Below are 3803 nucleotides of genomic sequence, written 5' to 3'. Positions count from 1 at the left end.
CCAGTGATATCAAGGATACTGCTGTTGGACAGCACGCCGCTGTTCAGCACCCCGCCCGTGCCCAGCGTTACCGTACCGATATTGGTTAGCCCGCCGACAGTCTGGCTGTGGCCGTTGAGATTAGTGTTGGTGCCCGCCGCGGTTGTTAATCCAGAGGTCTGTCCCAGCGCATTATCGCTGCCCAGATTCAAGATGCCGCCATTCACCAATGTGCTACCGGTGTAATCGTTCGTGGCATTGTTCAGCGTCATTTCGCTGTTATCAGCAGCGATAGATAAATTACCGCTACCAGTCAGTTGAGCAGTCAGCAGTTTATTGGTATCCAATGCGCCCTGTGACGTCAGCGTTAATGTCTGCCCGGAGATTATTGCCAACCGAGTCAGCACAGAGGTTATGCTCAAGCCGCTACCTACGCCGGATAAGGCATAGTTATAAAGGGCTTGTGCTACCGTATTCGCCCCCTGAATAACACTCATTGAAGTATCAGGACCTAAACTCGCACCCAACAAATCCATGAGTGTCAGTCGCGCCAAATCTGTTGCTGATAGGGTATTGCTACTGTCAATTAACTTGACTGAGCTGCCAGTGTCTTGATCGAGTATGTTTCCGGCGATACTCATGGCCGGATCGACTCTGATATTGCTGTCGTTTGTCACCGCCAACGTGTCGGCAGTAATTAAACTGCCATTAGAAAATGCAGAGGTACCGCCGTTGAGAATAAAATTACCTATCGCCTGATTGCTATTATCCACCGCAACCAGAGTCCCCGCAGACACAATAAAGGAGGCATTGCTCAATGCGCCTGTATTATCACCACTCAGGGTGAAAACAGTGTTTTTCATATCAATCGTACCGGCGAATCCCGTGCCTGTATTAGCACCAAAATTGAAGGTGTTATTCGCGGTATCAATATTTAATAAACCGGTTCCCAACAGGGAGTTGTTATACGTAGCCACACCATTCAAATTCAGTGTGCCGTCCAGTGAAAGGTTACTCGTCCCCAACTGATTGCTGTTGCTGACTGTTAGAGTACCGCTCTGATTCACCTGCCAATCGCCAGCAAAAGTACTGGCCTGGCTCAACGAAACATTAGCACCGTTATCAACAATGGCTAAACCATCCCCGGCGGCAACATGGCCTAATGAGGCGTTCAGTGTGCTATTGAATGTGCTGCCAAAAAGTAACTCACTGCTCGCGCTGATATTAATTGCCCCGCTACCGATATTATCGTCAAAATTCAGGGTAATTTGGCTATCGATAAGATTGATATTGGTAAAGCCCTGTAACGACGTACCACTCGCCAGAGAATCAAATGAGTTATTGAAGTTCAGGGTATTTGAGCCACTACCGGCATTTAGAGCACCTAAATAAGTGCTCCCCAGCGTCATATTATTAAGAGTAAAAGTATCGTCGCCTGTGCCTGTTGTAATGGAGGATACCTGTGCACCATTCTCGATAGTGACATTGTTATTCCCGTCACCCAGATTAATCGCACCATTACTTTGCGATGTGCTACCAAGAGCTAATGTATCGCTGCCGGAACCTGTGGTTAATGATCCATTCAATATCGAGTTATTATTGATTATATTTGCCGCTGTTCCGGCAAATGTCACCGCACCATTAATCGTCCCGTTATTATTCAATGTCTTTGCAGTGGTGCCTGCGAAATTAATCGCCGTTGCACCCGTTGCATTGATCAGGGTATTCACACCAATGGTGGTCGCCGTTCCTGCACCATCGGCTACTTGCAGCCCGGTGCCAGCACTGTCGGTCACATTAATGTCCAAATACGCATTACTGAGATCGACCCCACCAACAGAACTTATCCCGGTCCCCGCACCTGTCACATTAATAATATTATTGCCATTAACACTGTTGGCAAATGTCAGACCGGCCAGGCTATTTAGCGCAGTGCCCGTCACCGTGTTGAAGATGATATGGTTTAATGCCAGATTAACACCCGCCGCCTTTGAGAAAGCGACACCGGTACCATTCAGATTAAGAATCAAGTCAGTCAAAACATGGCTATTGCTAGTGCCAGCAAAAGTTAACGCATTCGCCGCACCCGTCGTGGTTATCGCCCCACCCATCATATTTAGCAACGCATTGGTTAGAACATTAATACCTGTTCCGGCACTGGCACTCACTGTGCCACCAGTATTATCAATATTGATTGTTTGTGCCGTGGCAGCTGAAACTGCAATCCCCGCCGTGGTGCTAGTAATCGAACCACTGTTGGTCAAACTAGCCGTGCCACTGCCATTATGGGTAAGGACTATCCCGGCAGTAGTACTGTTAATCGTGCCCGCGTTAGTGACATTGACCGTCCCACTACCGGTATCAGTGACACTGATACCGGTTGCTTTTCTGATAGTACCCTCAGCCTCATTACGAACGACCACATTGCCCGATGAGCCAGCACTGATATTAATCCCGGTGCCCGCGGTGGTATTTTGCGTGCCATCAGAGATGGTCGCCGCTGAACGGATATAAATATTCCCCGTCCCTGCAAGGGTTTTGCTGGCAATAATCCCATCATTGGCCGCTCCGGCAGCAACAACAAGATTTGAGCCCGCGGCCAGATTGTAGATAACATCATTAGGCGAGGCCGGACCATTGTAAATATATGAAGTTGTAGTCGTACTGGGGGCATTACTGATGACATCGCCCGCCAAGTTATTCATGTTAATCACTGCACCGGAACCAAATAATCCGGTAACCGGATTATAAGAACCTATCTGTACACCATAGTTAGCCACCCCTAACGGGTTTTGGCTATCGATAGTCAGGGTTAATTTGGCACCATCATCAATCATATAGTTATACGAGGCCACGCCAACACCAACAACACCGGGTCCATTAGTGAGCCGCGTGCCCGTAATATTAACATCGGCACCATTGGCAAAATGGAGCACGCTATTCGCTGCTGTATCATTACTCCAGAATACCGCCGGATAATCAGGGCTTGTTATCCCTGTTAAGTTGAAATGTCCCGTAAATGTAATATTACTGCCTAAAACTGATTGTCTATAAGTGCCGAAATTTAAGGTGATAGGCTGGGTAATATTGCCGAATATCACTCTACCGATCTTATTGGCTGCGACCGCCGCGCTATCAACACCCATCGCAACCAGTTTTCCATTGGGTACTGAGTTAATGTTATCCAAAGTGACGTCTAACCGAGTCGTGTCGTCTTGTACATACACCAGTCGGGAAACTATACCGCTTGTGATCGCAAGCGTTGACGTAATGTCGCCAAAGTTGACGAGTTGGAACGTTGCATTTTGCGAACTCCAGGCGGCATTATTTGTGGTTCCCGCCGCCATGAGGAAAGCAAAGTTCGCGTAGTTTAAGTTATAGCCACCACCATCAATCACCAGATTCTGCCGGGCATTTGCGGCTTGGTTTACTGTGATCCCCCCAGCATATGCGGTTGCAAGATTGATATCTGCTGTCAATAGGATCGTGGTCGCAGTACTTCCCGCCCCCGCACTACTTAATGCCGCGACTAAACCTGCCGCGGTTGATACCGTCACGCAGTTTGTGCCCATAGCAGCACAATCGCCGACACTGATAGCAAAAGCCGGTTGAATACCAAACACCCCCATCACGGCGGCGGCTACAATAGCTATTTTAGGAGAAAGATGTTTACCTGATTTCTCAAGTAAAGATGTGGCTGTGGAGCCTCGCTGGGTAGTTTTTGATTTTTGTTTTCCCTTGGCAAACTCACCGACCGCAACCCATATACTCAAGGATATATTCCAAATAACTTTAAAAATTGCATTCATATATATCCTTAAAAG

Annotated in this window: 1 protein-coding gene; it reads right to left on the bottom strand. The window is 47.9% G+C overall.

Annotated elements, in window-relative coordinates:
• Window positions 1-3752, bottom strand: a 3752-nt coding sequence (locus tag V2A85_RS22515; RefSeq protein ID WP_420072423.1) for a beta strand repeat-containing protein, incomplete at its 3' end; no start/stop codon positions are given.
• Window positions 3753-3803 lie beyond the last annotated feature (51 nt).

The sequence above is a fragment of the Yersinia sp. 1252 StPb PI genome (assembly GCF_048593885.1).
In the GTDB taxonomy this organism is placed as follows: Bacteria; Pseudomonadota; Gammaproteobacteria; order Enterobacterales; family Enterobacteriaceae; genus Yersinia; species Yersinia enterocolitica_E.
The sequence above is the reverse complement of the archived record's forward strand: the minus strand, read 5'-3'. Positions and strand labels throughout refer to the sequence as shown.